Below are 25,091 nucleotides of genomic sequence, written 5' to 3' on the forward strand. Positions count from 1 at the left end.
CGTGAGAGGATGCCCCGCCATGCGCCGCGCCTCGCTCGCCCTCTGCCTCGTCGCCCTCGCCTGCTCCCGCAGCGACCCGGAGGCGCGCGCGCGCGTGCTCGGGCGCGAGGACCGGCCGCGCGAGCCCGCCCCCGCCGCGTTCGACCCCGAGCACCCCGAGGCCGCGCTCGCGCTCGACGCCGACGAGGCGGCGCGCCGGCTGGGCGCGTTCGACTGGACCGCGGCGGCCGACTGGACGGTCGCGGCGCCCGGCGAGGAGGCCCGGCAGGTGCACGTGACCGAGCACCACCAGCTCCGCCAGTCCGCCACCGGCGAGTTCGAGGTGCGCGCCGAGATCGACCCCGGCCTCGGGCCCGGCTCGTCCGGCGGGAAGCACGTGATCTGGACGGGCGGCACGACCTACGCCCGCGCGCTGCCCGCGGCCTTCCGCGAGCGCCCCACCGACCGCGGCCGCGACGCGCGCCGCTTCCGCGACGAGAGCTTCCGCCTGGCGGCCACCGTGGCGGCGCTGTACGGCCCGGCGCTCCGGCTCGAGCCCGCCGGCGAGGCGCGCCTGCTCGGCCGCGCCGCCCGCCGCTACCGCCTCTCGCTCGCGCCCCCCGCCCCCGGCGTCGAGCCGCCGGCCCCGCCGACGCCGCCGGCGGGCACCCCCGCGCCCGATCCCGACACCGCGCGCCGCCTCGCGTTCCTGCAGGGCCGGGTGCCGGTCGCCGCCGACGGCGAGCTGCTCGCCGACGCCGAGACCGGGGTGCCGCTGCGCGTCCGGCTCTCCGGCGCGTTCGAGGTGCCGAGCGCACCCGGCGTGAAGGCCCGGCTCGAGCTGCTCGCCGAGGTGAAGGCGCTCGGCGCGGCGGTCGGGCCGGTGACGGCGCCCGCCGGCGCGCTGCCCGACGAGCGCAAGCCGGCCGGCCCGTCCACCGCGCTCGAGGCGGCCGGCCTGAAGAAGCGCGGCGAGGAGCCGGCGCGCCCCGGCGAGCCCGCCGACGAGGGCGAGTAGCGCCGGCGCGTGCCGCGCCCCGCGGGAGGCAGCAGATTTCGCGCCGGGGGGAGTCGCCATGCGCACCGCGCTCGCAGCGGGGATCGCGCTGGCGGTCCTGGCGAGCTGCCGGACCGTCCAGACGCGCGAGGAGTTCACGCCGGTGTCCGACGCCGACTTCGGCCGGCTCGGGCCCGGCCAGCTCGGGCCGGTGGAGCCGGCCCGCGCCGACGCGGCGGCCGCGCGCGACGCGGTGGCCCGCGCCAAGCTCCGGCTGCAGGAGGCGAAGCGCGAGCAGGGCTACGCCGAGGCGGACCGCACCGCCGCCGAGGCCGACCTCCAGCGCGCCGCCACCGAGGCGAAGGGCGCGAACTCGTCCGGCGACACCGCCTGGAAGGCCCGGGCCCAGGCGCTCGCCGACACCGCCGCGCTGCACCGCCAGGCCGCCGACGCGCACCTCGCGTTCGCGAAGCGGCTGGCCGAGGCGCGCCAGGCGGATCTCGACGCCGCCGAGGCGCACGAGGCGGCCGCGCAGGCGCGCCTGGAGCAGGCGAAGCTGCAGGCGCTCGCGGCGGCCGGGATCCCGGCGGCGGGCAAGTACGACGCGCGCCGGTTCGAGGCGCACGTGGCGAAGGCGGTCGCGGCCGAGCGCGACGCGCAGGCGCACGCCGCGGAGGCCGGGCGCGCCGCGGTGGCCGCGGAGGACGGCTGGCGGACGCTGCAGCGACAGTGGGAGGCGCGCGCCCAGGGGCGCGGCGGGGCCGGGTAGCGGGACCCGGCGGAGCCGTTGCGTTCGCGCCGCGGGCGTGGTCTTCCGTGCGGCATGAAGGCCTTCGTCCGCTTCGCCTGGTCGGTGCTCGCCTACAACCTCGCGGTGGTCGTGTGGGGCGCGTTCGTGCGCGCCACCGGCTCCGGGGCCGGGTGCGGCAAGCACTGGCCGATGTGCAACGGCGAGGTGGTGCCGCGGTCGCCGGCGCTGGAGACGGTCATCGAGTTCACCCACCGTGCCACGAGCGGCGTGGCGCTCCTGCTGGTGGTCGGGCTGGTGGTGGCGGCGCGGCGCACCTTCCCCGCCGGGCACGCGGCGCGCCGGGCGGCCTGGGCCTCGCTCGCGCTGGTGGTGGTCGAGGCGCTGGTGGGCGCCGGGCTGGTGCTGTTCGGCTGGGTGGCGAAGGACGACTCGGCCGCGCGCGGCTGGGTGGTCGCCGTCCACCTCACCAACACGTTCCTGCTGGTCGGCGCCATCGCGCTCACCGCGGCGCTCGCCGGGCGACCGCGCGGGCTCGCGCTCCGCGGGCACGCCGGGCTGGCCGCGGCGCTGGGCGTCGCCGCCGGGGCGCTCATCCTGACCGGCGCCAGCGGGGCCATCGCCGCGCTCGGCGACACCCTGTTCCCGGCGACGTCGTTCGCGGAGGGGCTCCGGCAGGAGCTGTCGGAGGAGGCGCACGTGCTGCTCCGGCTCCGCGTGCTCCACCCGTTCGTGGCCGTCTTCTCGACGGTGGCGCTCGGCTGGGCGGCGCGGGCCGCGCTGCGCGCCCGCCCCGACGCCGACACGCGCTCGGCGTCCTTCGCCGTGCTGCTGCTCGCCGGCCTCCAGCTCTTCGCGGGCGTGCTCAACGTGGCGCTGCTCGCGCCGGTGTGGATGCAGCTCGTGCACCTGCTCGTCGCCGACCTCCTCTGGGTCGCGCTCGTGGTGCTCGCCGCCGCCGCGCTCGCGCCCCCCGGCGCCGCGGCCGCGCCGGCGGGCGCCGCGCGCGGCGAGGCGCCGGCGCTGGGCTAGCCCGGGCCCCCTCCCTTCCGGCGAGGGGAGGTCCGTCGCCGGGCTCGCCCCTTCACGCACAGCGTCCCCCGCCTTGGCTGGGCCTGCGACGGAGTGGCCTGAAATGAACTTGCGGCCCGGCCGTAGAATCGACGTCGGAGGTCGATCGGGGGTCGCCATGGCGAAGCTGGAGTCGGTCGAGGGCTACGGCGTGCTGGTGCTGGCGGTCGCGCTGCTCGCCGCGTTCACGCTGAGGATGGCCAACCCGCCGGCGGACGTGGTCCGCGCGGCGAGCGCGCCGCGCGCGGTGACGGTGCTCGAGGAGATCTCGATCCCGCTCGCGCCGTAGCCCGGGGCCGCCGGGCCGGCCCGCGGTCAGCGCGCGGCCGGCCCGAGCCTGCGCCAATCCACCATCAGGCAGCGATCCTGGACCACCCGGATCCCGGCCCGCGCGAGCGCCTCCGCGGCCGCGTCGTTGCGGATCCCGAGCTGGAGCCAGACCACCGCCGGCTTCTTCGCCACGAGGTCGTCCACGTGCGCCGGCACGTCGGCCGGGCGCCGGAAGACGTCCACGAGGTCCACCGGGCCCGGGATGGCGGCGACGCTCCGGTACACCTGCGCGCCCAGGATGGTCTTCGCCTCCGGGTAGTACACCGGGACCGGCACCACCTCGACGCCCGCGTCCTTCAGGTAGCGCGGCACGTAGAAGGCGGCCTGGTCGGACTGGGCCTCGGTCTTCATGCCGAGCACCGCCACGCGCCGCACCGGCGCGAGCAGCTTCCGGATGTCCTCGTCACGCTCGATCAGGTTCTCCTGCCAGTCCGCCATCTCGGCCTCCTCGGGGCGTGGGCGACGCCGCCGGCCCCGCGCCACCCCGCCTGCTTCCAACTACTCTGGGTCCGGACGCGGCGCGCCTGCAACGACTCTGGGTCCGGAGGCGGGGCGAGGGCAACCCGTCCGGAACGTGGGACCCCGGGCGCGAAATCGGCCGGAATCGCGAGGGCTTGGCAGCACGGCCGGAGGGGAGGGCGGCGTCCTTCGAAAAATGGACACGCCCTGGGCGGCGCCTACGATGGCCCTCATGGAGACGAAGAAGAAGGGCACCACGGCGGTCGTGACGGAGGGCTCGGCCCAGGCGGCGCTGCGGCGCGGCCCGGCCCGCGAGCTGACGCCGGAGGAGGAGCGCGTCATGCGGATGCGCCTCGGCGCCGCCCCGCCCCGCGGCGCGCCCCTCGAGCGCAGCGCCGAGGGGCTGAGCGACCTCGAGATCGAGGTCCTCTCCTACGAGATCGAGGCGTACATGAAGTGGCGCGAGCGCGCGCAGGCCGGCGCGCCGGAGACCGCGCCGGCCCGGGCGCCGGCCGCCGCCGCGCCCTCCCGCGCGAAGGAGAAGATCATCCGCGCGCTCCGGAAGAAAGGCCTGTAGAGGCCGAACCTCGCGAGCGCAGCGAGCCCGCCGGGGCGCCGTCGCGCGCGCGGCGAAGCCGCCCGCGGCGGCGCACGGGACCCGGCGAGCAGGGTGGGCCCCCGCGGAGCTCCGCTCCGTGGGGCGGGGCGCAGCCCCGTGAGACGTTCCTCTAGGCCGGCTTCCCCTCGAGCCGCGCCACCAGCGCCCGCGCCGCGTCCCCCGGCGCGGGCGTCGTGTCTCCGGGCGCCGGGGGCAGCGCGCCGGCCGCGAGCAGGCCGGCGAGCAGCGGGGCCGCCCGCGGGTTGCGCCACCAGTCCTCGTCGAGCCGCTCGCGCAGGTCGCGCCGGAGCCGCTCGCCCGCGTCCGCCCCGCGCAGCGCCGCCGCGTGCGCCGCGGCGTCCGCGTCGCGCGCCGCGCGCACGCCCTCCCAGCGCGCCGCGGTCGCCCCCTCCATCGCCTCCGCGTACGCCTCGCGCCAGCGCGCGCCGGAGAGCCCGCGCTCCACCTCGGTCGCGACGCGCAGGGCCGCGGCCCGCGCGCGGAGCGCGAGCAGGCGCCGCAGCGCGAGGTCCCGCACCACGTCGGCCGCCTGCCGGCGCTCGACGCCGGCGCGGTCGGCGAGCCAGCGCGGCTCGAGGAGCAGCGAGCCGAGGAGCCAGCCCAGCGCGGCGCCGAAGGCGGGATCGCGGCGGTGCGCCGGCGCGGCCGAGGCGCCGAGCGCGCGCCCCACCCCCTCGGCGAGATCCTGCCAGTCGCCCGCGCCGCCGCGCGGACGGAACGAGATGCGCGCGCCGTGCACGTGCACGCCGGGCCACTGCGCCGGGCGGTCGGCCGCGTCCACGCGCGCGCGGCCGTCGAGGCCGAGCGGCTCGAGCGTGAGCTTCAGCGCCACCGGCAGCATCCCGGCGCGGAACAGCCCGTCCCAGCGCGAGAGCGCGGCGAGGTGCAGGAGGTCGGCGCGGGCGAGGTCGCCCGCGGGGAGCGGCTCGAGCGCGAGCTCGGTGCGGGCCCGGTAGGCGAGCACGTCGCGCCAGGCGTCGTCGGACGCGGCGAGGAGCTGGTCGCCCTCCACCACCACCCGCCAGTCGGGCGCGTGGCCCACCTCGGCGCGCGCCCGCGCCGCGGCCTCGCACGCCGCCTCCCGGTGCGCCGCCGCCGGCCCGAGCGCCTCCGCCGCGGCCCGCGCCAGCGCCAGGCGCCGCCCGCGATCCCGCTCGCGCAGCGCCGCCAGCTCGAGCGCCGCGAGCGGCGCCTCGCCGTCCGGACCGCGCCCGCGCGCCGCGGCCTCGGCCGCCCGCCAGGCCTCCTCGTGCCCGGCCGCCGCCCGCTCGGCGCGGAGCGCCGCCACCCGCGCGGCGAGCGCCTCCTCGCCCGCGTCCCTCAACGCGTCCACGGTCCGCCGGTGCGCCGCCTCCGAGCGCGCGGCGAACGCCGCCGCGAGCGACGGCTCGGGGTCCAGGCCGGCGGCGTGGCGCCCGCGCGCCTCCTCGAGCGCCGCGGCCAGCGCGTCCAGCTCGCCCGCCAGCCGATCCCTCTCCTGCGCGTCCATGGTAGAAAGGCACCTCCGCCGCGGCCGCCGTCGCGGATCGGTCCGGCGCCCGGGTACTTAGCACGGCGCGCGGATCGCCACCGGCCCGCCGCGCGCGCCCCGCGCCGTCCCGCTGGACGGCCGATCGCTTGACAGCAGGACCCCGGACTTTACGTTCCGGGCTGGAGATTCTTCGCGATGCCCATCTACGAGTACGAGTGCCCCAAGTGCGGGAGGTTCGACGCCCTGCAGAAGATGTCGGATCCGGCGCTGCAGGTGCACGAGGTGTGCGGCTCGAAGGTGCGGAAGCTGATGTCCGCGAGCGCGTTCGCGTTCAAGGGCTCGGGCTTCTACATCACCGACTACGGCGGGAAGAGCGCCGCCGCGATCACCCCGGACCGGAAGCCGGAGAGCAAGCCCGAGCCGAAGTCCGGCGCCTGCGCCAGCTGCCCGGCCAACAAGTCGGCCGCCTAGCGCGCCGCGCCCCCGCCCGCCCGTGCGCCGCCTGACCCTGCTCGTGCCCGACGTCGATCGGTACGAGCGGATCGACCGGTTCATCGCCGCGCGCGGCGGGATCTCGCGCGGCCTGGCCCGGCGCGCCATCGAGGCGGGCGGCGTGTTCGTGGACGGCCGCCGCTGCAAGGTGGCGGGCCGCACGCTCACCCCCGGCCAGCAGGTGGTGGTGAACCTCGAGGAGGGCGGCCGCGCCGCGCCCGCGCCGGCCGCGTTCGGGCGGGAGCGGCTGCTCTACGCCGACGCGGACCTGTGCGCGGTGGACAAGCCCGCCGGCGTGCCCGCGCAGCCGACGCTCACCACCGACCGCGGCGCGCTGCCCGAGCTGGTCTCGGCGCTGCTCGGCGCGCCGGTGACGCTGGTGCACCGGCTCGACCGGGAGACCTCGGGCGTCACGGTGTTCGCGCGCACCCGGGAGGCCGCCGCGGCGCTCGCGGAGGCGTTCCGCACCGGCACGCCGGAGAAGACCTACCTCGCGCTCTGCGCCCGCGCGCCCTCGCCGCCGGAGGGGCGCGTGGCGCTCGCGCTCGGCAAGGACCCGTCGCGCCCCGGGCTGCGCCGCGTCGATCCGGCCGGCGAGCCGGCCGCCACCCGCTACCGCACCCTCCGTGAAGCGCCCGGCGGCGCGCAGGTGGAGGCGCGCCCGGAGACCGGCCGCACCCACCAGATTCGCGTGCACCTCGCGGCGCTCGGCGCGCCGCTGCTCGGCGACGCGCGCTACGGCGGGCCGCGCCGGGTCGGCGAGGTGGCGGTGCCGCGGGTGATGCTCCACGCCGCGCGCCTCGAGCTGCCACACCCCGTCACCGGCGCGCGGCTGGTGTTCGAGGCCGAGCCGCCCGAGGACTTCCGCGCCGTCGAGGCGGCGCTGGTCCCGCCCGACGCGGGCTAGCGCCGCCGCCCCACCACGTACGCGATCCAGCCGCCCTGGTTCGAGGCCGAGCGGCGCGGCACGTACCGCGTCGCGCCCCGCGGCGCCACGTCCCAGAGCACCTCCGGCTCGAGCCCGGCCTCCTGCACCAGCTCGGTGAGCTCGGGGATCGTCCAGAGCCGCCAGTCGTAGGTGAAGGCGCGGCGCAGGCGCCGGCCGCCGGGCAGCTCGAAGTGGATGGCGCAGCGGACCCGGCGGGTGATGGGGTCGAACGACTCCTGCTCCCACACGTAGCTCACGCCGCCGCCGATGCGCCGCCGCTCCTCGAGCTCCTTCTCGGCGTCCCAGCCGCCGTACGCGTCGAGCAGCAGCGCGCCGCGCGGCGCGAGCGCGGCCCCCGCGGCCCGCAGGTACGCGCCCAGCGCCGCGCGCGTCTGCAGCACGCCGTAGCTGAAGTTGAAGGCGATCACCGCGTCGAACGGCCCCGGCGGCCCCTCCCGCACGTCGGCCTCCACCAGCCGGAGCCGCGCCGCGGCCGCGCCGAGGGCCGGCACCCGGTGGGCGCGGGCCCAGCCGTGCACCGACGCGTCGAGGTCCACCGCCACCGCGCTGCGGTCCCGGCCGCGCCGGACCCAGGCGGCGGAGAGGAGCGCGGTGCCGCTGAAGTCCTCGCGCAGCCGGCGCGGCGTCCCCCCGCCGCGGCGCACCACCCGGTCCACCAGGTCGAGCTCGCTGTCGGCGTGCTGGACGGCGCGCTCGTACAGGACGTGGCGGTCGTGCGGCGAAGGGCGTGCGGCGGCGCGGGCGGCGGCGGGGCGGGCTCGGCGGCTTCGGTCGGTCATGCGCGGAGGCGCACTATGCCACGGCGCGGACGAGGCGATCAGGGCCGCCGCAGCAGGAACGGCTCGGGGTTCGTCAGCTTGAACGTGAGCGGGTCCATCTCCGAGGGCGGGAAGCGGCGCGGGCGGAGCTCGTGCAGCACGCGGGCGGTGTTCTCGGCCAGCGTGGACGCGACCCGCAGGCGGCGGTCGCGCTCGGCGAAGTCGCCCACCAGCCGCTGCAGCCGCGCGACCTCCGCCTCGGCCACCATCCCGATGCGCCGCACCAGGAACAGCGCCGACCCGGCCAGCCACACCTCGCGCGTCTCGAAGCCGCGGTTGTGGTCGATGGGCGCGGCGAAGCCGTAGTGCGCGAGGAGGTCGATGAGCGCCGGCACCACCTTGGGCCCGAAGCGCGCCAGCTCCTCCTCCACGTCCCACGGGCTGAGGCCCCGCGCGCGCGCCTCCTCGGCGATGGGCGTGCGCCACTCCATGTACAGGTCCTCGTAGAGCGCCAGCCAGATGCGCATCCGCTCGCGGCGGGGCGCGCGGTTCACGCAGCGGACGAACGGCGCGGCGGCGGTCTCGTGCAGGTGCCGCTCGGCGGTGGGCACCGGGTTGAGCGCGCGGAGCCCGCGGCGGAAGAACGCCGGCGAGGCGTGGTCGCAGAGGATGTTCACGGTGAGGAAGGCGCGGTCGGCGCCGCGGCCGAACAGCCCGGCGCGGTCCACCGCCTTCAGCGCGCCCACGAACGCGTCGTAGAGCGCGGGGTCGAGCGTGGGGCGCCGGCCCTCGGGCGGCGGCACCGCCAGGCCGCGGACCTCCGGCGCGAAGTCGTGGTACTCCCAGTCCGGCGCCGACCAGCGCAGCAGGCGCCGCCCGGCCTCGCCGCGGAAGCGCGGGTCCAGCGCGGCGGCGGCGGCGGCGCGCCGGGTGAGCGCGTCCTCGGTGTTGGCGGAGGCGCGCACCCAGGCGAAGTCGCGCTCCCCGCTCGTGAACAGCGCGAAGCCGTACAGGGTCTCGGAGCCGATGCGGGCCCGCAGCGCGTGCACCGCGTCGGCCGTCCGGCGGGTGAGGTCTCGGCGGAAGGCGCCCAGGTCGAAGGAATCCGGCACGTTTCCGGGACCCTAGACCGTCCCGCCCCCCGCCCGCAACGCGCCGGCGCCCTCCCCGCGGCGGGCGCCTCCCCGCCCGGCCGCCGGGAACCGACCCCCGCTTGATGGGCGTCATGACGGCCGGCCGCGCCCATGATAGTGAGAGTCATTCTCAACATCAGCTCCGGAGCCCTGGTGCATCCTCCCCGCGATCCCGTCCCCTCCCCCGCCACCGCCGAGCCGGCCTGCGCGCTCGTCTGCACGCGCTGCGGCGCGGTGGTGGCCATCGACCCCGACCTCGGCGCGCTCGCCGCCTCCGCCGCGTCGCGGAACGGCTTCGAGGTGCGCGCCCCGCGGCTGCGGCTGTTCGGCTGCTGCGCCGCGTGCCGCGCCGGGGCGGCGGGTCCGCTGCCGCGCGGATGGGGGCGGGCGTGATCCTCTGCCTCTGCTTCAACGTGTCGGACTCGCTGGTCCGGCGGCGCGCGGCCGAGGGCGCCTCGCTCCGCCAGGTGATCGCCGAGACGGGGGCCGGGACCGCCTGCCGCTGCTGCGTGGCCGCGCTCGCCAAGGTCCACGCGGGCGGCGCCGCCGCCGCGCCCGCCTGCGCCCGCGCCCAGGCCGCCCCGCGGCGCGACGCCGCCTGATCGCGCGGGCCGCCGCCCCCGGTGACGCTCAGTTGGGGCCCGCCCGAGCCGCGGGCCGTCTCCGCCGCTAGGCTTCGGTGCGCCGGCCGGCGCCGGACCCGGACACGAACGGAGGGGTGATGAAGGGCGACGCCAAGGTGCTCGACGTGCTGAACGAGGTGCTCACCAACGAGCTCACCGCCATCAACCAGTACTTCCTGCACGCGCGCGTCTGCGAGAACTGGGGCTACGACCGCCTGTACGCGAAGTTCCGGGCCGAGTCGATCGACGAGATGAAGGACGCCGACCACCTGATCGAGCGCATCCTGTACCTCGACGGCATGCCCAACGTGCAGAAGCTCGCCAAGATCAACATCGGCGAGAGCGTGCCCGAGATCCTGGCCGCGGACCTCGACCTCGAGAAGCACGCCATCGGCGTGCTCAACCGCGGCATCGAGACCTGCCGGAACGCCGGCGACAACGGCTCCGCCGACCTCCTCGAGGACATCCTGGAGGGCGAGGAGGAGCACGCGAACTGGCTCGAGACGCAGCTCACCGCCATCGACCAGATCGGCGTGCAGAACTACCTGACCGAGCAGCTCAAGAAGGACGGCTGACCCCGGCGCCCGATGCAACCGAGGTTCCGCTCACCCCGAGCCTGTCGAGGGGCGAGCGGAGCGCGGAGGCCCTCAGGCGACGCAGCGGTAGTCGGCCAGCTCCTCGAAGCCGGCGCGGGAGAGCTCCGCGCGGATGAGGTCGCGCGCGCCGGGCGCGCCCACCGCCACGAGCAGCGGCAGCCCGCGGAGCCGGCCCACCTCCTCGTAGGAGACGACCCGCGCCCCGCGCACGGTGCGGCCGATCTTCTTGCGATCGACCTCGACGAACGCGGCGGTCGCGATCCCCTCGGCGCGGAGCGCGTCGGAGAAGGCGCGGCCGGTCTCCCCCGCCCCCCACAGCGCCACCTCCGGCGCGCCGCGGAGCACGTGGCGGGCGAGGTGCGCGCACTTCAGCGCCACGTGGCGGGCGAGCGCGTAGCGCGGGTCGGTGCGGGTGAGCCGCCCGGGCGACTCGCGCCAGGCGAGCACCGGCTCGGCCAGGTTGCCGAGCCGCCCGCCGGCGGCGGCGAGGCGCAGCCAGAGATCGTAGTCCTCCGGGAACGGGCCGTCGCGCCAGCCGCCGGCGCGCTCCAGCGCGTCGCGCCGGATCGCGGCCGCGGGATGGACGAGCGGCGCCTCCACCAGCAGGTCGCGCTCCACCAGCGCGGGCGTGACGAGGCCGTTCAGCCACGCCGCGTAGCGCGCCATGCCCGGGCGCACCGCCGCGCGCGGGAAGAGCCGGACCCGCCCGCCCAGCGCGGCGAGCGACGGATCGGCGCGGAGCGCGGCGAGCTGGAGCGCGAGCCGGCGCGGGTGGGCCACGTCGTCCGCGTCCATCCGCGCCACCACCTCGGCGTCGCAGGCGGCGAGGCCTCGCTGCAGCGCCCGGGCGATCCCCTCGCCGGGGCCGCGCAGCAGGCGCACCCGCCGGTCGCGCGCGGCGAGCCGCTCCAGCAGCTCGGCGGTGCCGTCGCGCGAGCCGTCGTCCACGCACACGAGCGCCAGGTCGCGCTCGGTCTGGCGCAGGATCGACGCGGCCGCCGCCCGCACGGTGCGGGCGGCGTCGCGCGCGGGGAGGAGGACGGCGACCCTGGGCACCGGCGCCGGCTACGGGCTCGGCTTCTTGCGGTCCTCGGCGGCGCGCGGCTGCGCGCCGATCTCCGCGCAGAGCCACTCGGCCGCGAGCAGGTACCCGCGGATCCCCAGGCCCACGATCTGCCCGCGGCAGGCGGGGGCGATGACGCTCACGTGCCGGAACGCCTCGCGCGCGTGGATGTTGGAGATGTGCACCTCCACCGCCGGCGCGGGCATCGCCTTCAGGCAGTCGTGCAGCGCGTAGCTCGTGTGCGTGAGCGCCCCGGCGTTCACGATGATCCCGCGCGCCTTCTTCCGGTGCTCCTGCAGGAAGTCGAGGATCGCGCCCTCGTGGTTGGACTGGAACGCCTTCACCTCCACGTCCCAGGCCGCGCAGGCGTCGCGGACGAGCTGCTCCACGTCGCCGAGCGTGCTGCGCCCGTACACGTCCGGCTCGCGCTCGCCCAGCAGGTTCAGGTTCGGCCCGTTGACGATCAGGATCATCGCGCCCTCCGCGCGGGGCGGCCGCCCGCCCGCGCCTCCGAGATCTCCGCCACCGCCGCCTCGACCGCCGCCGGCTCCGCCTCGACGTCCCACTCCACCCGCCACCCGCCCTCGACGGCGGCCGGGAGCACCCAGCGCAGCCCGCCCGCCGCCCGCTTCTTGTCGTACGCCATCAGGCGCGCGGCGGCACGCGCGATCGTCGCCGGGACCCGCACCGGCAGCCCGGCCCCGGCGACGGCGCCCTCGACCCGCTCCACCGCGGCGCCGTCCACCCGGCCCATCCGCGCCGCCAGCCGGAACGCGAACGCGAGGCCCACCGCGACCGACTCGCCGTGGGTGTACCGCGAGAACCGCCCGGCCGCCTCCACCCCGTGCCCGAAGGTGTGGCCCAGGTTGAGGAGCTTGCGGGGCCCGTGCTCGTTCGGATCCTCCGCCACCACGTCCACCTTCATGCGGGCGCAGGTGGCGATCACGGCCGGATCCGGCGCGGCCGCGCCGAGCGCCGCGAACGCGTCGAGCAGCGCCGGCTGGAGCGCGCCGTACTTCAGCACCTCGCCGAGGCCGCTCGACAGCTCGCGGCGCGGCAGCGTGCGCAGCGCGGCGGGGTCCGCCAGCACCGCGTCCGGCGGGTGGAACGCGCCCACCGCGTTCTTCGCGGCGGGCAGGTTCACCGCGGTCTTGCCGCCGATGGCCGCGTCCACCATGGCGAGCAGCGTGGTGGGCACCGCCACCCAGGGCACGCCGCGCATGTAGGTCGCGGCGAGGAAGCCGGCCGCGTCGCTCACCGCGCCCCCGCCCAGCGCCACCACCAGCGTGCGCCGCGTGCCGCCGGCGCGGAGCAGCTTCGTCGCGGCCCGCTCCAGCTCGGCGAGGGTCTTGCCCGCCTCGCCGTCCGGGAGCGCGTGCACGAGCGCGAGCGGCGCCTCGCGGCGCAGCCGGGCGAGCACGTCCCTGCCGAAGGGCGTCGAGAGCACCCGGCGGCAGGAGACGAGCGCCACCGCGTCGTGCTCGTCGGCGAGCGCCGGGAGCGCCGCCGCCGCGCCCGGGCCGACGCGCACCTCGTAGGCGTGCTCGCCCTGCCGCGCCGGGATGATCTCGGTGACCGCGGCGCCGGCCTCGGCCTCCTCGGACGCGGGCGCGGGCTTGCGGGTCCGGCTCATAGCGACTCCAGGACGCGCCGGGCCACCGCCTCGGGCGTCATCCCGTCCACGTGGACGGTGAGGTGGGCGCGGCGGTAGAGCGGCAGGCGGCGCGCGAGGAGCGCCTCCCAGCGCGCGGCGAGCGGGCGGGCGGGATCGTCGCCGATGCGGCGGGCGGCCTCCTGCGCCGAGACGTCGAGGAACACCACCCGGGCGGTGGCGAGCAGGCGCGCGGCGCCGTGCAGGTCGCAGAACGCGCCGCCGCCCAGGTCGGCCACCGCGCCCGGCGGGAGGGCGGCCACCGCGGCGCGCTCCAGCGCGCGGAAGCGCCCCTCGCCGTCCTCGGCGAACACCCGGGCGATGGGCTTGCCCGCCGCGCGCACGATCTCGTCGTCGAGCCGCACCAGCCGCCGCCCCAGCCAGCGCGCCAGCAGCGGGGCCACGGTGGACTTCCCCGAGCCCATCATGCCGGTGAGCGCCAGCGTCTCAGCGGATCCGAGCGGCATACGCCTCCACCGCCCGGCGCACGTCCTCGACCGCGTCGCCGCCGAACTTCTCCAGGAGCGCGTTCGCGAGCTCCCAGGCCACCACCGCCTCGCCCACCACCGCGGCGGCCGGCACCGCGCACACGTCGCTCCGCTCGTAGCGGGCCTGGGTGGCCTGCCGGGTGGCGAGGTCGACCGTCGCGAGCGGGTGGAGCATGGTGGGGATGGGCTTCATGTAGGCGCGCACGCGGAGCGGCATGCCGTCGGTCATGCCGCCCTCGAGGCCGCCGGCGCGGTTGGTCTCGCGCCAGAAGCCGCGGGCGGGGTCGTGGTGGATGGCGTCGTGGAACTCGTAGCCGGGACGGCCCACCTGCGTGCCGTCGCCGATCTCCACCGCGCGGATCGCCTGCACGCCGCAGAGCGCGCCGGCGAGGCGGGCGTCGAGGCGCCGGTCCGGGTGGACGTGGCTGCCGACGCCGATGGGGAGCCCGGTGGCGTACACGTCGAACGCGCCGCCGATGGAGCCGCCGCGGGCCTTCTCCGCGTCGATGAGCGCGCGCCACTCGGCGGCGAGCGCCTCGTCGTCCACGTGCAGGTCGGAGGCCTCGATGGCCGCGCGCTGCTCCGCGGTGGGCGGCGCGTCGGGGCGGATGTCGCGCGGCCCGATGGCCACCACCCGCGAGCACACCTCCACGCCCAGGCTCGAGAGCAGCGCCTTCGCGAGCGCGCCGAGCGCGACGATCACCGCGGTGGACCGGGCGCTGGCCCGCTCCAGCACGTCGCGCGCGTCGTCGAGCCCGTACTTGAGCGCGCCGGCGAGGTCGGCGTGGCCGGGGCGCACCTGGGTGAACTTCCGGCCGCCGCGCGCGTAGGGCGAGACGAGGTCCTTCCAGTTCTCGTGGTCCTTGTTCCAGACCGCGAGCGCGATGGGCGCCCCGGTGGTGACCCCGCCGCGCAGCCCGGCCAGGAACTGCGCCGCGTCGGTCTCGATCTTCATGCGGCCGCCGCGGCCGTAGCCCTTCTGGCGGCGCCGCAGGTCGCGGTCCACCGCCTCGAAGTCCACCGCCAGCCCCGCCGGGAAGCCCTCGGCGATGGCGACCAGCGCCGGGCCGTGCGACTCGCCGGCGGTCAGGTACCGAAGTGTCATCGCGCTCCCTCGCGCGCCTCGAGCGCGCGGGCCATGTCCGCCTCGGGGGCGGGCTGGCCGGTCCAGAGGGTGAACGCGAGCGCGCCCTGGCGGACCAGGACCTGCTCGCCGGTGACCAGCCGGGCGCCGGCCGCGCGCGCGGCGCGGGCCAGCTCGGTGTCGCCATAGACGAAGTCGAGCACCGCCTGGTCGGCGCGGAACCGGAGCGGCGGCAGGCGGCCCTCGTGCCCGGGCAGCCCCACCGACGTGCCGTTCACCACCACCGCGGCGGCGTCGGCCTCCGCCTCCAGGTCCTCGAAGTCGGCGGTGGCCGCGTCGGCGCCGGGGACCGCGGCGGCGAGCTCCCGGCACAGCTCGGCGGCGGCCTCCTCGCGGCGCGCCGCCACCCGGAGCTCGGTCCCGAGCTGCAGGAGCGCCCATGCGGCCGCGCGCGCCGCGCCCCCCGCGCCCACCAGCAGCGCCCGCGCCCCGCGCGCCACCCCGGCCGCCTCGAGCAGCGTGCGGCAGGCGGGCGCGTCGGTGTTGAAGCCCTCCCAGCCGTCGCGGGTCCGGCGCAGCGTGTTGACGGCGCCCACCGCGGCCGCCACCGGGTCGAGCGCGTGGCAGAGCGACGCCGCGCGCGGCTTGTGCGGGACGGTGACGTTCAGCCCCTGGAAGCCGAGCGCGTGGGCGCCGCGGAGCGCCTCGTCGACCCGCTCCGGCGCGACCGGCAGCGCCACGTAGACGGCGTCCACGCCGAGCCGCGCGAACGCCGCGTTCTGCAGCTCCGGCGAGCGACTGTGCGCCACCGGGTGGCCGACGACGCCGTACAGCGCGGTGCGCCCGGTGATCACGGCGCACCCCCGCCCGGCGCCCGGCCGGACACCTGGTCGAGCAGGCGGAAGAAGCTCGGGAAGCTGGTCGCGACGCAGGCCACGTCGTCGAGCACCACCGGCTCGCCGCCGCAGAACAGCTGGGCGACCGCCATCGACATGGCGATGCGGTGGTCGAGCCGGGTCCGGACCTCGACGCCGCGCAGCGGGGTGGGCCCGTCGATGGCGCAGCCGTCGTCGTAGAGCTCGATGCGGGCGCCGGCGCGCGCGAGCGTCTCGCCCATGGCGGCGAGCCGGTCGGACTCCTTCACCCGGAGCTCCTTCGCGTCGCGGATCACCGTCCGGCCGCGCGCCTGGGTGGCCATCACCATCACCACCGGCAGCTCGTCGATGAGCCGCGGGATGGTGGCGCCGCGGATCTCGGTGCCCTCCAGGCGATCGGCGCGGACGGTCACGTCGGCGCGCGGCTCGCCCGCCACCTCGCGGAGGTGCTCGAGCCGCACGTCGGCGCCCATGGCCCGGAGCACGTCGAGGAGCCCGGTGCGCGTCTCGTTCACGCCCAGGTTGCGGACCGTCACCTCGGAGCCCGGGAGCGCCGCCGCGCCGCAGAGGAAGAACGCCGCCGAGGAGATGTCGCCGGGCACGTCCACCCGCCCGCCGGCGGGCCGCGCCGCCGAGACCGACACCTCGAGGCCCGAGACCCGCACCGGCACGCCCATGCCGCGCAGCATGCGCTCGGTGTGGTCGCGGCTCTTCTCCGGCTCGACCACCGAGGTCTCGCCCTCGGCGAACAGGCCGGCGAGCAGGATCGCGCTCTTCACCTGCGCGCTCGCGACCGGGAGCACGTGGCGCGCCCCGCGCAGCGGGCCGCCGCGGACCACCACCGGCGGGAGGCGATCGCCGTCGCGGGCGGACAGGTTCGCGCCCATCACCCGCAGCGGGTCGATCACCCGCCGCACCGGCCGCCGCCGCAGCGAGGCGTCGCCGGTGAGGACCGACAGGCCGGGCACGCCGGAGAGGACGCCGGTGAGGAGGCGGAGGCTGGTGCCGGAGTTGCCGCAGTCGATGACGTCGCCCGGCTCGCGCAGCGTCGCGGGCGGCGTCACCACCACCTCGCCGCCCTCGGCGCGCACGGTCGCGCCGAGCGCCTCGACCGCCTGGCGGGTCGAGTGGACGTCCTCGGCGTCGAGGAGCCCGGTGACGCGGGTCTCGCCGGTGGACAGCGCGCCGAAGAGCAGGCTCCGGTGCGAGATGGACTTGTCGCCGGGCACCTCGATGGCGCCGCGCAGCGGGCCGGCGCGCCGGCAGGTCAGGGGACCGGAGGTCGGGGCAGCGCTCAAAACAGCTCCTCCCGTGCGGCGCGGGCCGCCTCGAGGGCCGAGCGCGCCGACTCCGGCGACTCGGCGATGGCGGCGAGGATGCGGGCGAGGTGCCGCTCCAGCCGGCGGGCCGCCTCCGGCAGGTGGGCGTTGCGCCGGGCCACCTCGCCCTGGATGTCGAACGGGAACTCGGCCAGGCGCGTCGCGTCCTTGAGCCCGGGGCCGGCGAGGTGCATGGCGAGCGGGCCGGCCTCCTGCACCGCCACCGAGAGCGCCGAGGCGACGAGGTACGGCAGGTGCGAGACCATCGCCACCGCCGCGTCGTGCTCGGCGGCGGTGCAGCGCTCGACCTTCGCGCCGAGCGCGAGGTGCAGCGCCGCGACCCGCTCCACCGCGGCGGGGTCCCCGTCGGTGCAGATCGCCACCGTCCCGCCCGCCGACCACTTCTCCGCCGTGGCGCCGTCGTAGCCGCCGTGGCCGCCGAACATGGGGTGCGCGCCCACGAAGGCGACGCCGGGGCGGACCCGCTCGCGCGCCAGCGTCACCACCCGCTCCTTCGCGCCGCCGACGTCGGTGAGCACGGCGCCGTCGGCGAGCAGCGCCGACACCGGCGCGAGCAGCGCCTCGATGGTCGCGACCGGCGTGCACAGCACCACCACCCCGCAGCCGGCGAGCGCGGCGTCGGGCGCGGCGGCGACGTGGTCGGCCACGCCGTCGGCGAGCGCCCGGGCGCGCACCTCGGCGCGCGGCTCCACCGCGGTGATGCGCACGCCCCGGTCCACCCGGCGGGCGGCGCGGGCGAGCGAGGCGCCCATGAGGCCCAGCCCCACCACGCCCAGGTGGCCCGGGAGCGCGGGGAGCGGCCTGTTCGTCTGCGCGTTCACGCTCGCCTCCGCTCCCCGGCCGCGCCGGTCACGGCCGCACGTGGAGGTCGGGCCGGAGCGCCTGCGCGCCGCGCAGGTACACGTGGTTGCGCGGACCGTCGGAGTCCACGTGCAGGAGCACCCGGATGATGCGCGGCATCGAGCCGGGGACCGGGATCTCCTGCGAGCAGATCATCGGGACGCCGTTCCACCCCTGCACGCGCGCGGCGCGCGCCGGGAAGTCGGCGTCGAGGTCGTGCGTGACGGTGAAGATCGCCCACACGATCTGCTGCGGGTCGAGCTGGTTCCGCGAGGTGATCTCGCGGCACAGCTCGGTCACCGCATCCTCGATCGCCTCGACCGTGTTGGCCGAGCACTGGGTGGCGCCTCGAAGTCCACGCATGGGAGTCGAACAGTGTAGGAAACGGGCGCGCGGGTGTCCACCCGCTTTCCGCCGGATCCACGCGGTCTTGCGTCACCCCGGGTGCGGGCCCGCCGCGCCGTGCCCCGCCGCGATCGCCTCGGCCAGCGCCACGGTCCGTCGCGCCGCGGCGACGTGCAGCGCCTCCACCAGGCGCCCGTCCACCACCGTGACGCCCTGCCCGGCCGCCTCCGCCTGGGCGTGCGCCGCGATCACGCGGCGCGCCCGCTCCAGCTCGGCCTCGTCCGGCGCGAAGGCGCGGTTGGCGGCGTCGAGCTGCTTCGGGTGGATGAGCGTCTTGCCGTCGAAGCCGAGGTCGCGCCCCTGCCGGCAGGCGGCCTCCAGCCCGGCCGCGTCCTCGAGGTCGAGGAACACGCCGTCGAGGGCGGCGAGCCCGTGCGCGCGCGCGGCGAGCAGCACGAGCGACAGGCTGGTGAGCACCTCGGCGCGCCCGGCGGTGTGGCGGGCCCCGAGGTCCTTCACGAGGTCGCTCGTGCCGGCCACCAGGCACGCCACCCGCGGCGAGGCGCCGGCGATCTCGTCCGCCGCCAGCACGCCGCGCGGCGTCTCGATCATGCACCAGAGCGCCAGCCCGGCCGGCGCGTGGCCCGCGGCGAGCGCCTGCGCCGCGGCGTGCACCTCGGCGGCCCGCTCCACCTTCGGCAGGCAGACCGCGTCGGCGCCGGCGCGGGCCAGCGCCGCGAGATCCGCCGCGCCCCAGGGCGTGCCGAGCCCGTTCACGCGCACCACGCGCTCGCGCCGCCCGAAGCCCCCCTGCCCGAGCGCCGCCACCACCTGCGCGCGGGCGGCGTCCTTCGCGGCGGGCGCCACCGCGTCCTCCAGGTCGAGGATGAGCGCGTCGGCCGGGAGCGTGCGCGCCTTCTCGAGCGCGCGCGCGTTGGAGCCGGGCAGGTACAGGGCGCTGCGGCGGGGGCGGACGGCGGGCATCGAGGGCTCCTCGGGCGTTGGACGGCGCGGGAGCGAGCGTGCCAGAGCGGGCCGCCGCGCGGAAGCGGGGAGCGGTTGCCGCCGGGCCGCGCCGTCACGATGGTCGTGGCGTGACCCCGCTCCCCGCCATCGCGCTCGGCCTCGGGCTCGCGCTCGGGCAGGCGGCGCCCGAGCAGGGCGGCGGCCCGGGGCAGGCGCCGGCGCCCGCCGGCGTGCCGGCCGGGGCCGCGGACGACGGGCAGGCGGGCTCGGGGGCCCCGGCCGGCGCCGACGCCCAGGCCGGCGCGACGGACGAGCAGGCCCGGGCCGAGCGCGCCGCCGCCGCGGCGCAGGAGGAGCTCGACGGGCTCCGCACGCAGGTGGAGGCCCTGCGCGCGGAGGTCGAGGCCCTGCGCGCGTCGGGCGCCGAGTCGGAGGCGCGCACCGCCGCGGTCGAGCAGGAGCTCGCGGAGGCGCGGGCCCGGCGCGCCGCCGAGGCCGAGGCCGCCGCCCGCTCGCCGGCCGAGCGCGCGCAGGCGACCGGCGGGGCGCTGCAGCGGATGGACGGCGCGCTGCGGGCGCTCGCGGCCGGGGACGCGAGCGGCGTGGACGCGGCGCTCGCCCGGGACGCGGCCGCGCTGCAGGCGGCGCGGGCCGAGGCCGGGCGGCGGGGCGCGGCGGAGGAGGCGGCGCAGGCCGAGGCGGGCGCGCGCAGCCTGGCCGCCGCGCGGGAGGCGCTCGCGCGCGGCGACCTCTACCAGGCGCGGCTCGCGCTCGGCGACGCCGCGCTCGCCGCCGCGGCGGCGAACCGGCTGGCGCGCCAGGGCGCGGCGCCGGGGCCGTGACGCTGCGTGAAGGGCCCTACCCCGGCGGCCAGCCCATGCGGCGGCCGCCGAGCAGGTGCAGGTGGACGTGGAACACGGTCTGCCCCGCGTCGTGGTGCGTGTTCACGATCGCGCGCCAGCCGGACCCGTCGATGCCGCGCTCCTTCGCGAGCGCCGCCGCGACCCGGACCAGCTTCCCCATGAGCGCCTCGTCCTCGGCGGCGAGGTCGTTCACGGTGGGGATGTGCTTGCGCGGGATGACCAGCAGGTGCGTGGGCGCCTGCGGGTTGATGTCCACGAACGCCACCGTGTCGGCGTCCTGGTGCACCAGCTTGGCCGGGATCTCGCCCCGCGCGATCTTGCAGAACAGGCAGTCGCTCATCGCTCGCCTCTCCCCCTCCCTAGAACAGCCGCCGCGAATCGAGCAGGATGGTGACCGGGCCGTCGTTCACCAGCTCGACCTGCATGTCGGCGCGGAACACGCCGGTCTCGACGCGCAGCCCCTTCTCGCGGAGCAGCCCGCACACCGCCTCGTAGAGCGCGTTCGCCGCCTCGGGCGGCGCCGCGTCGGTGAAGCTCGGCCGGTTCCCCTTGCGCGCGTCGCCGAGCAGCGTGAACTGCGAGACGACCAGCACCGCGCCGCCCACCTCGCCCACCGCCAGGTTCATCTTCCCGGCCGCGTCCTCGAACACGCGCAGCCCGGCGATCTTGTCGGCGAGCAGCCGCGCGTCCTGGGCGCCGTCGTCGCGCGCCACGCCCAGCAGGACGAGCAGCCCGCGCCCGACCGCGCCGGTGACCGCGCCCTCCACCCGCACCTCGGCCCTCGAGACCCGCTGCACGACCGCGCGCACGCGTCCTTCCATGGCACGCGGCGGCCCGGCTTTCAACGCCGGCGCGCCGCCGCGGCGGGCCGGCGGGGGCCTCCCCGCGGCCCGTTGCGCTCCGTGACAGGCCCCGGGCCCCGTGCTAGACCCGGGCCCGCCTCCAGCCACGGATCCGGTCCGCATGCTGCTCCTCAGGGACGCCCAGAAGACGGACCTCGCGGGGCTCGCCGCCCTGGCGAAGGTGCTCAACACCGTCAACCTCCCCTACGACGAGCGCGCGCTCTCGGGGATCGTCGAGCGCTCGGTGCGGAGCTTCGCCGGGAAGATCCGCGACCCGCTGGAGCGCTCCTACGTCTTCGTGGCGGAGGAGCCGCGCACGCGCCGGATCGTCGGCACCTCGATGATCATCGCGCAGCACGGCACCCGCGAGTCGCCCTGCACCTTCTTCGACGTCTCGGAGCGCGAGCACTACTCGTCCACCATCGACCGGCACTTCAAGCACCAGGTCCTCTCGATCGGCTACCACTTCGACGGCCCCACCGAGATCGGCGGCCTGGTGGTCCACCCCGGCCTGCGGGGCGGCGAGGCGCGCGCCGGCAAGCAGCTCGCGTTCGTGCGCTTCCTCTACATGGCGATGTTCCGCGACCGCTTCCGCGAGCGCGTCCTCGCCGAGCTCATGCCGCCGCTCGCCAAGGACGGCCGCAGCCTGTTCTGGGAGGCGTTCGGCAAGCGCTTCACCGACCTCGATTACCAGGAGGCCGACAAGAAGAGCCGCGAGAACAAGGAGTTCATCCAGCAGCTCTTCCCGCCCTCCGACGTGTACGCGACGCTGTTCCCGCCGGCGGTGCGCCGCCTGCTCGGCAAGGTGGGCCCGGACACCGAGCCGGTGCGGCGGATGCTCGAGAAGATCGGCTTCCGCTACGTGGACCGCATCGACCCGTTCGACGGCGGCCCGCACTACGAGGCGACGCTCGCGGAGATCACGCTGGTGCGCGCCTACCGCCGCGCCCGCCTCGCGCCGGAGCCGCTCGACGCCGGCCTGCACGGGGGCGAGGACTGCCTGATCGCGGTGACCCGGGGAGAGGGGCGGACCCGCTTTCGGGCGGTGCGCACCGAGGCGCGGCTGGATGGGACGAACGTCTGGATTCCCCAGCGTGCACGCGAGGTTCTGGAGGCGCGGCCGGGCGAGCGGGCGCACGTCGTCCCGTTCGATGGGGGAGCGCGCTGAGAAGCCCCTTCCGGTCTGCCCTTTGAGTGGGCTAGAAGGCGCGCCATGACCCTTCGCAACCTCCTCCGTGCCTCGTTCCTGCTCGCCCTCGTCGCCGCGGCTCCGGCGGCGCGCGCGGGCGGCTTCTCCACCACCAACGTCCAGCTCCTCCAGGGCTGGAACTTCGACAAGGCGATCGACACCTCGTTCGCCGGCAAGCTGAAGGACGGCACCAAGACCACGCTGACGCTGAACCACTTCTCGACGTGGGAGTACGGCGACAACTTCGCCTTCTTCGACCTCTCGCGCGGCCGCTTCGAGACCGACGACTCGCAGTGGACCGACGCGTACGTCGAGTGGCACCCCCGCCTGTTCGTGAACCAGCTCCTCGGCCAGAAGGACCCGCTGTTCGGCGTCATCCGGAACTGGGGCTTCGCGGGCGAGGTGAACCAGGGCGCCGGCTTCTACGCGTACATGGGCGGCCTCGGCCTCGACTTCGCCGTGCCGGCCGGCTGGGTGCTCGGCCTGAACGCGTACTACCGCTACGACAACTTCAACCGCCACGGCTGGCAGGTGTCGCCGTTCTGGACCGTGCCCTTCTCGCTCGGCAAGGTGCCGTTCCTGTTCACCGGCTTCATCGACGTGAACGGCCTGAAGGACGAGGGCGGCTTCTACACCGGCTCGGACGACGGCGTGGAGATCTGGTCGCAGCCGCAGCTGCTGGTGGACGCGCTCGCGCCGTTCGGCGGCAAGGCCGGCAAGCTCTACGTCGGCGTGGAGTGGTGGCTGCACTACTACAGCCTGGGCTCGTTCGAGGAGACGTCGTCCGCGCCGCAGGCGATGGTGCAGTGGACGGTGTTCTAACCGCCCCCGGATCGTTGCGACCCGACGGCCGCGCTCCTGCGAGGGGGCGCGGCCGTCGTCGTCTCAGATCCGCACCAGCGTCGCGAGCCAGGCGCGCGCCGGCTCGGCGCCGAGGCGCTCGAAGCGCGCCTCGCGCAGGCGCGTCAGCGCGAAGATCGACCGGAACGCGTCGCCGACGTCGGACTCGGAGATCCGGTACGGGCCGGGGCCGGGCGGCTCCTCGTCGGAGAAGCAGAGCAGGTGCAGCGTCGAGCCGGGCGACAGCACCTCGGTGAGCGAGTGCGCGTAGTCCCGCCGCTCGGCGCGGTCGAACACGTGGAACAGGCCGCAGTCCACCGCGGTCTCGAAGCGCCGGTGGAGCGTCTTCAGGTCGAGCGCGTCCGCCACCACGAACGGCACCTGCAGCCCCCGCGCGGCGGCCTTCTCGCGGGCGCGCGCGATGGCGGTGGGCGAGCCGTCCACGCCCATGACGCGCTTCCCGAGCGCGGCGAGGTGGAGCGCGTTCTCGCCGGTGCCGCAGCCCACGTCGAGCACGTCGCCGACGATCTCGCCCGCCTCCGCGAGCGCGACCAGCTCCGCCTGCGGGCGCCCGATGTCCCAGGGCGGCGTGCCCTCCCGGTAGCGATCGTCGAACGCGCGGCGCTGCGAGTCGGCCATGGCATCCTCCGGCGCCGCCCCGGGCGGCGCGCACCCCTTCTTGTCCCGCGCGCGGCCCGGGCGCAAGATCGCCCCATGCCGTTCGAGCCCGCCTTCATGTCCCACCTCGAGGCGTTCCAGGCCGAGCTGGCCGAGGTCCGCGCGCCCGCCGACTGGATCGCGTTCCGCGCGCGCTGGTTCACCGACCTCCCCTGGCCCTCGCGCACCCCGGAGGCGCTCTCCGCCGCGCGCGGCGACGGCGCGCCGTGGGTGGTCGCGGGCCGCACCTTCCGGCGCGCGCCGCTGCCCGACGACCTCACGCCCGAGGCGAGGTACGCCTACTTCTCCGCGCTGGCGCGCGGCTTCGCGGCGATGTACCCGCACGACGCACCCGGCACCGGCGGGTCGGCGGTGCGCCACCACTGCCCCGCCTGCGAGCTCTACTCGGACGAGCCCGGCGATCCGGCCTGCCCCGGCTGCGGCCGCCCGCTGCTCGCGATGCGGCTCGCGCCGCCCGCGCGCTGACGGCGATCGCGGCACCCGGCGTGCTCGTGCGCCCGAGCGAGCGAGCGCGTGGCCGCGCCGCGCCTTCCTCGTCCGGGCGCCGACCCGCGGGGGCAATTTCGCTCCTCGCCGCAGGGAGTATTCTGCCGCCCGCTCTTGTCGAGCCGCGCGACCGCGCAAGCTCGAGGTGACCCCGATGATCAGCAGCGCAGCGAGCCGGGGCCCGGTGCGGCCGGAGACGGTCGAGCCGGGGCGGGGGGACGGCGGGGACGGCGAGGCCGGCCCCGGGAAGGAGACGAGCCTGCGGCGCCCGCGCGCCGCCCCGGCGGCGGCGCGCGCCGAGGCGTGGCCGGCGCTGGCCATGTTCGGGCTGTGCGCCCTCCTCGCGGCCGAGACGGCGCTCCTCGCCGCCCTCGGCCTCGGCGCGGGGGACGCGCTCCTGCCCGGCGGCGATCACGAGGGCGTGCTGTTCGGGGCCTCGCTCGCGGCGGCGGTGCTGGGCGGCGCGCTCGCCTCGATGACGCTGGTCCGCGCGCTCCGCGCCTCGCGGGCCGACCGCGACGGGCGCGCCCAGGCCGAGGCCGCGCTGCGCACCCGCGACGAGTTCCTCGGCCTCGCCGCCCACGAGCTGAAGACGCCGCTCACCGCGCTGTTCCTCGAGCTCGGGGCCGCGGGGCGCGACGCGACCCGGCGCGGCGACGAGGCCACGCAGGGGCACCTCTCGCGCGCCGACCGCGCCGCGCGGCGGCTCGCCGAGCTGGTCTCGCGCCTGCTGGTGGACGCGCGCGCGGCCGCGGAGCCGCTCGCGCTCGAGGAGGTGGACCTCGGGGCGCTGGCGAGCGACGCGGTGGACGCGCGCCGCGAGCTGTTCGACCGCGCCCGCTGCGACGTCACGGTGCGCGCCGAGGGCCCGGTGAGCGGTCGCTGGGACCGCACGCGCGTCGATCGCGCGCTCGCCAGCCTGCTCGCGAACGCCGCCAAGTACGGCCAGGGGCGGCCGATCGAGGTGACGGTCCGCGCCGAGGGGGCGCAGGCCCGGCTCTCCGTGCGCGACCACGGCATCGGCATCCCGCCGGAGCGGCGCGCCGCCATCTTCGACCGCTACGCGCGCGCGGTGTCGGCCCGCCACTACGGCGGCCTCGGGCTCGGCCTCTGGATCGCGCGCCGCGAGGCGCTCGCGCTCGGCGGCACGGTGACGGTGGAGAGCCGCCCCGGACACGGCGCCGAGTTCACGCTGCGGCTGCCGGCGGGGACCGTGGCGCCGCTGCGCGGGCTCCCCCGGGCGGCGGGGGGCGCGCTGGTCCGGGCGCCCGCGCGGGCGCTGCGCTGGCTGGCGTGGCGCGGCCGCCGGTGCTAGG

32 protein-coding genes are annotated in these 25,091 nt (G+C 77.5%); 15 read left to right on the top strand and 17 right to left on the bottom strand.

Features of this window, described 5'->3' with window-relative positions; genetic code table 11:
- Positions 1-19: 19 nt before the first annotated feature.
- From ACOQFB_RS20340 to ACOQFB_RS20355, 4 genes are all read left to right on the top strand, one after another.
- The gene (locus ACOQFB_RS20340; RefSeq protein WP_421610151.1) at positions 20-997 is read left to right on the top strand and encodes a hypothetical protein; all 978 of its coding nucleotides are present in this window, start codon (positions 20-22) and stop codon (positions 995-997) included.
- A 58-nt stretch (positions 998-1,055) separates the two neighbouring features.
- Positions 1,056-1,745 (top strand): hypothetical protein, encoded by a 690-nt coding sequence (locus ACOQFB_RS20345; protein WP_059439502.1) that lies wholly within the window; start codon positions 1,056-1,058, stop codon positions 1,743-1,745.
- A 54-nt stretch (positions 1,746-1,799) separates the two neighbouring features.
- On the top strand, positions 1,800-2,756 hold the full coding sequence (locus ACOQFB_RS20350; protein WP_421610150.1) for a COX15/CtaA family protein: 957 nt from the start codon (positions 1,800-1,802) through the stop codon (positions 2,754-2,756).
- 157 nt (positions 2,757-2,913) lie between these two features.
- Positions 2,914-3,084: a hypothetical protein gene (locus ACOQFB_RS20355; RefSeq protein ID WP_421610149.1), complete on the top strand. Its 171-nt coding sequence runs from the start codon at positions 2,914-2,916 to the stop codon at positions 3,082-3,084.
- Between the two features lie 26 nt (positions 3,085-3,110).
- On the opposite strand, the gene ACOQFB_RS20360 is transcribed toward ACOQFB_RS20355, so the two are convergent.
- A complete protein-coding gene (locus ACOQFB_RS20360) occupies positions 3,111-3,563 on the bottom strand; it encodes a CoA-binding protein (protein ID WP_421610148.1) in 453 nt (150 codons plus the stop codon).
- A gap of 253 nt (positions 3,564-3,816) precedes the next feature.
- Here ACOQFB_RS20360 and ACOQFB_RS20365 point away from each other — a divergent pair, with 253 nt between their 5' ends.
- Positions 3,817-4,161 carry a hypothetical protein gene (locus ACOQFB_RS20365; RefSeq protein WP_237758201.1) on the top strand — a complete coding sequence of 115 codons (345 nt, stop codon included), beginning with the start codon at positions 3,817-3,819 and terminating at the stop codon, positions 4,159-4,161.
- Positions 4,162-4,312: 151 nt separating this feature from the next.
- Here the strand turns inward: ACOQFB_RS20365 and ACOQFB_RS20370 are convergent, their stop codons facing one another.
- Positions 4,313-5,692 carry a hypothetical protein gene (locus ACOQFB_RS20370; protein ID WP_421610147.1) on the bottom strand — a complete coding sequence of 460 codons (1,380 nt, stop codon included), beginning with the start codon at positions 5,690-5,692 and terminating at the stop codon, positions 4,313-4,315.
- Positions 5,693-5,869: 177 nt separating this feature from the next.
- On the opposite strand from ACOQFB_RS20370, the gene ACOQFB_RS20375 reads away from it, so the two are divergent.
- Both ACOQFB_RS20375 and ACOQFB_RS20380 read left to right on the top strand, forming a co-directional pair.
- Positions 5,870-6,145: an FmdB family zinc ribbon protein gene (locus ACOQFB_RS20375; protein WP_059438468.1), complete on the top strand. Its 276-nt coding sequence runs from the start codon at positions 5,870-5,872 to the stop codon at positions 6,143-6,145.
- Positions 6,146-6,167: 22 nt separating this feature from the next.
- Positions 6,168-7,073: an RluA family pseudouridine synthase gene (locus tag ACOQFB_RS20380; RefSeq protein ID WP_059438467.1), complete on the top strand. Its 906-nt coding sequence runs from the start codon at positions 6,168-6,170 to the stop codon at positions 7,071-7,073.
- Here ACOQFB_RS20380 and ACOQFB_RS20385 read toward each other — a convergent pair.
- Positions 7,070-7,894, bottom strand: a complete 825-nt coding sequence (locus ACOQFB_RS20385; RefSeq protein WP_059438466.1) for a class I SAM-dependent methyltransferase — start codon at positions 7,892-7,894, stop codon at positions 7,070-7,072. The genes ACOQFB_RS20380 and ACOQFB_RS20385 overlap by 4 nt on opposite strands.
- Positions 7,895-7,932: 38 nt before the next feature.
- A complete protein-coding gene (locus ACOQFB_RS20390) occupies positions 7,933-8,985 on the bottom strand; it encodes a DUF4303 domain-containing protein (RefSeq protein ID WP_059438465.1) in 1,053 nt (350 codons plus the stop codon).
- A gap of 174 nt (positions 8,986-9,159) precedes the next feature.
- Between ACOQFB_RS20390 and ACOQFB_RS20395 the strand changes: the two genes are divergently transcribed.
- The 3 genes from ACOQFB_RS20395 (at position 9,160) to bfr (ending at position 10,204) form a co-directional block, all read left to right on the top strand.
- On the top strand, positions 9,160-9,399 hold the full coding sequence (locus tag ACOQFB_RS20395) for a hypothetical protein (RefSeq protein WP_237758038.1): 240 nt from the start codon (positions 9,160-9,162) through the stop codon (positions 9,397-9,399).
- Entirely contained in the window at positions 9,396-9,608 is a 213-nt protein-coding gene (locus tag ACOQFB_RS20400) for a (2Fe-2S)-binding protein (RefSeq protein ID WP_160309029.1), read from the top strand. Before ACOQFB_RS20395 ends, ACOQFB_RS20400 begins: the two co-directional genes overlap by 4 nt.
- Positions 9,609-9,727: 119 nt before the next feature.
- Entirely contained in the window at positions 9,728-10,204 is a 477-nt protein-coding gene (bfr, locus tag ACOQFB_RS20405; RefSeq protein ID WP_059438469.1) for a bacterioferritin, read from the top strand.
- A gap of 72 nt (positions 10,205-10,276) precedes the next feature.
- On the opposite strand, the gene ACOQFB_RS20410 is transcribed toward bfr, so the two are convergent.
- The 10 genes from ACOQFB_RS20410 to ACOQFB_RS20455 all read right to left on the bottom strand — a co-directional run bounded on the left by ACOQFB_RS20410 (position 10,277) and on the right by ACOQFB_RS20455 (position 18,895).
- The gene (locus ACOQFB_RS20410) at positions 10,277-11,281 is read right to left on the bottom strand and encodes a glycosyltransferase family 2 protein (RefSeq protein ID WP_421610146.1); all 1,005 of its coding nucleotides are present in this window, start codon (positions 11,279-11,281) and stop codon (positions 10,277-10,279) included.
- Positions 11,282-11,290: 9 nt separating this feature from the next.
- Positions 11,291-11,761, bottom strand: a complete 471-nt coding sequence (gene aroQ / locus ACOQFB_RS20415; RefSeq protein WP_059438461.1) for a type II 3-dehydroquinate dehydratase — start codon at positions 11,759-11,761, stop codon at positions 11,291-11,293.
- Complete coding sequence (locus ACOQFB_RS20420; RefSeq protein WP_059438460.1) at positions 11,758-12,921, bottom strand: 3-dehydroquinate synthase; 1,164 nt, start codon at positions 12,919-12,921, stop codon at positions 11,758-11,760. Before ACOQFB_RS20420 ends, aroQ begins: the two co-directional genes overlap by 4 nt.
- Positions 12,918-13,406 carry a shikimate kinase gene (locus ACOQFB_RS20425; RefSeq protein ID WP_059438459.1) on the bottom strand — a complete coding sequence of 163 codons (489 nt, stop codon included), beginning with the start codon at positions 13,404-13,406 and terminating at the stop codon, positions 12,918-12,920. Before ACOQFB_RS20425 ends, ACOQFB_RS20420 begins: the two co-directional genes overlap by 4 nt.
- Complete coding sequence (gene aroC, locus ACOQFB_RS20430) at positions 13,387-14,532, bottom strand: chorismate synthase (RefSeq protein WP_059438458.1); 1,146 nt, start codon at positions 14,530-14,532, stop codon at positions 13,387-13,389. Before aroC ends, ACOQFB_RS20425 begins: the two co-directional genes overlap by 20 nt.
- Complete coding sequence (locus ACOQFB_RS20435) at positions 14,529-15,365, bottom strand: shikimate dehydrogenase family protein (RefSeq protein WP_421610145.1); 837 nt, start codon at positions 15,363-15,365, stop codon at positions 14,529-14,531. The genes aroC and ACOQFB_RS20435 overlap by 4 nt, the downstream gene beginning before the upstream one ends.
- A complete protein-coding gene (gene aroA, locus ACOQFB_RS20440; protein ID WP_059438456.1) occupies positions 15,362-16,684 on the bottom strand; it encodes a 3-phosphoshikimate 1-carboxyvinyltransferase in 1,323 nt (440 codons plus the stop codon). The genes ACOQFB_RS20435 and aroA overlap by 4 nt, the downstream gene beginning before the upstream one ends.
- Entirely contained in the window at positions 16,681-17,547 is an 867-nt protein-coding gene (locus tag ACOQFB_RS20445; protein WP_059438455.1) for a prephenate dehydrogenase, read from the bottom strand. The genes aroA and ACOQFB_RS20445 overlap by 4 nt, the downstream gene beginning before the upstream one ends.
- A 28-nt stretch (positions 17,548-17,575) precedes the next feature.
- Entirely contained in the window at positions 17,576-17,929 is a 354-nt protein-coding gene (aroH, locus tag ACOQFB_RS20450; protein WP_059438454.1) for a chorismate mutase, read from the bottom strand.
- A gap of 72 nt (positions 17,930-18,001) precedes the next feature.
- Complete coding sequence (locus ACOQFB_RS20455; protein WP_421610144.1) at positions 18,002-18,895, bottom strand: HpcH/HpaI aldolase/citrate lyase family protein; 894 nt, start codon at positions 18,893-18,895, stop codon at positions 18,002-18,004.
- Positions 18,896-19,005: 110 nt separating this feature from the next.
- Between ACOQFB_RS20455 and ACOQFB_RS20460 the strand changes: the two genes are divergently transcribed.
- Positions 19,006-19,719, top strand: coding sequence for a helicase SNF2 (locus tag ACOQFB_RS20460; RefSeq protein WP_421610143.1), 714 nt, complete (start codon positions 19,006-19,008; stop codon positions 19,717-19,719).
- Between the two features lie 16 nt (positions 19,720-19,735).
- Here the strand turns inward: ACOQFB_RS20460 and ACOQFB_RS20465 are convergent, their stop codons facing one another.
- Positions 19,736-20,080 carry a histidine triad nucleotide-binding protein gene (locus ACOQFB_RS20465; RefSeq protein ID WP_059438645.1) on the bottom strand — a complete coding sequence of 115 codons (345 nt, stop codon included), beginning with the start codon at positions 20,078-20,080 and terminating at the stop codon, positions 19,736-19,738.
- A gap of 19 nt (positions 20,081-20,099) precedes the next feature.
- The gene (dtd, locus tag ACOQFB_RS20470; protein WP_421610142.1) at positions 20,100-20,549 is read right to left on the bottom strand and encodes a D-aminoacyl-tRNA deacylase; all 450 of its coding nucleotides are present in this window, start codon (positions 20,547-20,549) and stop codon (positions 20,100-20,102) included.
- Positions 20,550-20,703: 154 nt separating this feature from the next.
- Here dtd and ACOQFB_RS20475 point away from each other — a divergent pair, with 154 nt between their 5' ends.
- On the top strand, positions 20,704-21,750 hold the full coding sequence (locus tag ACOQFB_RS20475) for an arginine N-succinyltransferase (protein ID WP_421610141.1): 1,047 nt from the start codon (positions 20,704-20,706) through the stop codon (positions 21,748-21,750).
- Between the two features lie 45 nt (positions 21,751-21,795).
- Positions 21,796-22,593 (top strand): outer membrane protein OmpK, encoded by a 798-nt coding sequence (locus tag ACOQFB_RS20480; protein ID WP_059438642.1) that lies wholly within the window; start codon positions 21,796-21,798, stop codon positions 22,591-22,593.
- 63 nt (positions 22,594-22,656) lie between these two features.
- Here the strand turns inward: ACOQFB_RS20480 and ACOQFB_RS20485 are convergent, their stop codons facing one another.
- Positions 22,657-23,250: a class I SAM-dependent methyltransferase gene (locus ACOQFB_RS20485; protein ID WP_421610140.1), complete on the bottom strand. Its 594-nt coding sequence runs from the start codon at positions 23,248-23,250 to the stop codon at positions 22,657-22,659.
- Between the two features lie 75 nt (positions 23,251-23,325).
- Here ACOQFB_RS20485 and ACOQFB_RS20490 point away from each other — a divergent pair, with 75 nt between their 5' ends.
- Both ACOQFB_RS20490 and ACOQFB_RS20495 read left to right on the top strand, forming a co-directional pair.
- Positions 23,326-23,754, top strand: a complete 429-nt coding sequence (locus ACOQFB_RS20490; protein ID WP_421610139.1) for a hypothetical protein — start codon at positions 23,326-23,328, stop codon at positions 23,752-23,754.
- Between the two features lie 175 nt (positions 23,755-23,929).
- Positions 23,930-25,090, top strand: a complete 1,161-nt coding sequence (locus ACOQFB_RS20495) for a sensor histidine kinase (protein ID WP_421610138.1) — start codon at positions 23,930-23,932, stop codon at positions 25,088-25,090.
- Position 25,091: the final 1 nt, after the last annotated feature.

Source organism: Anaeromyxobacter sp. Red801 (genome assembly GCF_049201065.2).
Classification (GTDB): domain Bacteria; phylum Myxococcota; class Myxococcia; order Myxococcales; family Anaeromyxobacteraceae; genus Anaeromyxobacter.

Bases quoted from the DNA above. Each gene is read 5' to 3' on its own strand.
- ACOQFB_RS20340 (WP_421610151.1), top strand. From the start codon at position 20: ATGCGCCGCGCCTCGCTCGCCCTCTGCCTCGTCGCCCTCGCCTGCTCC.
- ACOQFB_RS20345 (WP_059439502.1), top strand. From the start codon at position 1,056: ATGCGCACCGCGCTCGCAGCGGGGATCGCGCTGGCGGTCCTGGCGAGC.
- ACOQFB_RS20350 (WP_421610150.1), top strand. From the start codon at position 1,800: ATGAAGGCCTTCGTCCGCTTCGCCTGGTCGGTGCTCGCCTACAACCTC.
- ACOQFB_RS20355 (WP_421610149.1), top strand. From the start codon at position 2,914: ATGGCGAAGCTGGAGTCGGTCGAGGGCTACGGCGTGCTGGTGCTGGCG.
- ACOQFB_RS20360 (WP_421610148.1), bottom strand. From the start codon at position 3,563: ATGGCGGACTGGCAGGAGAACCTGATCGAGCGTGACGAGGACATCCGG.
- ACOQFB_RS20365 (WP_237758201.1), top strand. From the start codon at position 3,817: ATGGAGACGAAGAAGAAGGGCACCACGGCGGTCGTGACGGAGGGCTCG.
- ACOQFB_RS20370 (WP_421610147.1), bottom strand. From the start codon at position 5,692: ATGGACGCGCAGGAGAGGGATCGGCTGGCGGGCGAGCTGGACGCGCTG.
- ACOQFB_RS20375 (WP_059438468.1), top strand. From the start codon at position 5,870: ATGCCCATCTACGAGTACGAGTGCCCCAAGTGCGGGAGGTTCGACGCC.
- ACOQFB_RS20385 (WP_059438466.1), bottom strand. From the start codon at position 7,894: ATGACCGACCGAAGCCGCCGAGCCCGCCCCGCCGCCGCCCGCGCCGCC.
- bfr (WP_059438469.1), top strand. From the start codon at position 9,728: ATGAAGGGCGACGCCAAGGTGCTCGACGTGCTGAACGAGGTGCTCACC.
- aroQ (WP_059438461.1), bottom strand. From the start codon at position 11,761: ATGATCCTGATCGTCAACGGGCCGAACCTGAACCTGCTGGGCGAGCGC.
- ACOQFB_RS20420 (WP_059438460.1), bottom strand. From the start codon at position 12,921: ATGAGCCGGACCCGCAAGCCCGCGCCCGCGTCCGAGGAGGCCGAGGCC.
- ACOQFB_RS20425 (WP_059438459.1), bottom strand. From the start codon at position 13,406: ATGCCGCTCGGATCCGCTGAGACGCTGGCGCTCACCGGCATGATGGGC.
- aroC (WP_059438458.1), bottom strand. From the start codon at position 14,532: ATGACACTTCGGTACCTGACCGCCGGCGAGTCGCACGGCCCGGCGCTG.
- aroH (WP_059438454.1), bottom strand. From the start codon at position 17,929: ATGCGTGGACTTCGAGGCGCCACCCAGTGCTCGGCCAACACGGTCGAG.
- ACOQFB_RS20455 (WP_421610144.1), bottom strand. From the start codon at position 18,895: ATGCCCGCCGTCCGCCCCCGCCGCAGCGCCCTGTACCTGCCCGGCTCC.
- ACOQFB_RS20465 (WP_059438645.1), bottom strand. From the start codon at position 20,080: ATGAGCGACTGCCTGTTCTGCAAGATCGCGCGGGGCGAGATCCCGGCC.
- ACOQFB_RS20475 (WP_421610141.1), top strand. From the start codon at position 20,704: ATGCTGCTCCTCAGGGACGCCCAGAAGACGGACCTCGCGGGGCTCGCC.
- ACOQFB_RS20480 (WP_059438642.1), top strand. From the start codon at position 21,796: ATGACCCTTCGCAACCTCCTCCGTGCCTCGTTCCTGCTCGCCCTCGTC.
- ACOQFB_RS20485 (WP_421610140.1), bottom strand. From the start codon at position 23,250: ATGGCCGACTCGCAGCGCCGCGCGTTCGACGATCGCTACCGGGAGGGC.
- ACOQFB_RS20490 (WP_421610139.1), top strand. From the start codon at position 23,326: ATGCCGTTCGAGCCCGCCTTCATGTCCCACCTCGAGGCGTTCCAGGCC.
- ACOQFB_RS20495 (WP_421610138.1), top strand. From the start codon at position 23,930: ATGATCAGCAGCGCAGCGAGCCGGGGCCCGGTGCGGCCGGAGACGGTC.